The 2,010-nt window shown below is 41.2% G+C and carries 2 protein-coding genes; both read right to left on the reverse strand.

Annotated features, from left to right (window positions below):
- Positions 1 to 356: 356 nt before the first annotated feature.
- A complete protein-coding gene (locus tag EIZ48_RS28105; RefSeq protein ID WP_128786698.1) occupies positions 357 to 917 on the reverse strand; it encodes a hypothetical protein in 561 nt (186 codons plus the stop codon).
- Between the two features lie 273 nt (positions 918 to 1,190).
- On the reverse strand, positions 1,191 to 1,697 hold the full coding sequence (locus tag EIZ48_RS28110) for a hypothetical protein (RefSeq protein WP_160658674.1): 507 nt from the start codon (positions 1,695 to 1,697) through the stop codon (positions 1,191 to 1,193).
- Positions 1,698 to 2,010 lie beyond the last annotated feature (313 nt).

A 2,010-nucleotide genomic window follows, 5' to 3' on the forward strand; every position in this document is an offset into this window, starting at 1 on the left:
ACAGCCTAGCGAGTAGCTAATCGAGGCTGCATCACTGAACGAATGGGTTAAGTAAACGACAAGCCTTTCACAGCGGTGTATCGAAGAAGCTAGGTATGCTTATTGCCATAGTCTGAGGCAGCAAAGAACGAAACAACCTGCGTTTCCCWGAACTTTAAGGACAGCCCTACGATGAGCGAATGGCCAAAGAGTTCCCGTTCTTGGGCGATGCGGTTACGACCAGATCAAAAAGCAGGCTTTTCCGATGCCTAACGCCTGCAATAAGGTGCCCTGCGCAAGACCAGCAAAGCGCACCAAACTCCATACCAAAACCGCCGAGTGTAACGGGTCACCTTGATTGCCTTGTTATGTAACCACTACCTGCGACTACGTAACAACTTTACTGCCTTAAAAACCACTGTTACAACACTAATTGACATTGCTGTTCTGAACACGAAAACAAATGTTGAAGGCCAATACTCTTCGTTATGTTCAATTTGTGACAAATCAAAATGATATATTTCCGCAAAATCGAAACAAGCCGCTCGAATGAAGTTATCAGCTCCATATGCTAACCATGCAAGGGGGTTATTGCTCCCTAGAAGCATAAAATCACTACCATAAGCCTGCCAACCTAAGTAAGAAGCTGCTGAGAATGAGAAAAACAACAAGAATGGCATTGTGAGAACATACACTACATCTTTTCCCCCATTATCCAGATTAGACTTCAACTCTTCATCAAAATACTGAGGACTTAACGTAGCACCTACTAAATTAATTGCAGCACCAGAAGTCATAATAAGCGCAGTATAAAAAGCGTAAACTGTCATTGATTCAATAAACCCAATACCATAAGCAATAAGGTAAAAAACCAGCAGTACAATAGACAAACCTAGTACATCTTTAAAAGGTTGATATTTCATAAATCCCGCACCCATTCTTACTTCTTATGGCCATCAAATCATCGAACTTTGACTCCGGTTACATAACGCCCGCAATAAGGTGCCCCGCACGAAACCTGCAAGGCACACCGAACTTCATACCAAAACCACCGAGTGTAACGGGTCACCTTGATTGCCTTGTTATAAGCAGCTCTCAGCGTTTTTCTTTTGGTGCATCCTTGATACCTTTCTTATGCCAATCAAGACCTAAATCTTTATTAGGTGTTGGATTTTGGCGCGTTTTATCGTTTTGGTTTTTATCATTACTCATCAGTTAACTCCGATTGACTGTGAAACTACAATTGAGAATAACAGGATCAGTATTGCAACAGCAGTAAGAGCAATATACCGATAGCCGGATTCTAACAATTCTACCTTTTTGGACATGGTTTCTCTGTGCGCTTTAACTAAGTTAGAGTATGTCCCAATGACTTCGCTAAGAACATCTGTTTCTGGACTGACAAGTATTTTACAAACCTCATCATTGAGTTTTATGGTAGGAACATCTGAAACTTTTATTGATTTAAAAAGTTTGAACCATGCATTAGAAAGGAAAAATATAATTACAAATATCAGGAAAACAGTTATGCATGAAGATGCTGTTTTGAGGGGAATAAATTTATCAAAACCCCAACCAACCAAACTTACAACAAGACCTATTCCCAATGTCACCAAACTAAGAAATTTGTTGGCCTTATTGTCCAGAGAGTCAAATGATTTAAATTCGTTATCCAAGCTAGCCTTTGCATAATAATATGCAATTTCAGCCTTATCCATTGTGCTTACTTTCCTCCTGCTTATAACGCCTGCGATAAGGTGCCCCWCGGCCAGCTTACCAAGCGCATCGAACTTCAAACCAAAACTGCCGAGTGTAATGGGTCACCTTGATTGCTTTGTTAGGCATTTCCACATGTGAAATTCCTACTTGGCCGSCGAACTCTCAGCGCAGTCCRCTGCCAACCATGGGATACAGCATGCAATAAATCTCAAGTAACACTAATACTATCAGCACCTTAAAGCCAGATGCATTTACATGACATCCTGATGAGATCCTAATCAAGGCTGCATCACTGGACTGATGGGTTGAGTT

This window comes from Photobacterium alginatilyticum, assembly GCF_009910675.1.
GTDB classification, from domain to species: domain Bacteria; phylum Pseudomonadota; class Gammaproteobacteria; order Enterobacterales; family Vibrionaceae; genus Photobacterium; species Photobacterium alginatilyticum.

Bases quoted from the DNA above. Each gene is read 5' to 3' on its own strand.
- EIZ48_RS28105 (WP_128786698.1), bottom strand. From the start codon at position 917: ATGGGTGCGGGATTTATGAAATATCAACCTTTTAAAGATGTACTAGGT.
- EIZ48_RS28110 (WP_160658674.1), bottom strand. From the start codon at position 1,697: ATGGATAAGGCTGAAATTGCATATTATTATGCAAAGGCTAGCTTGGAT.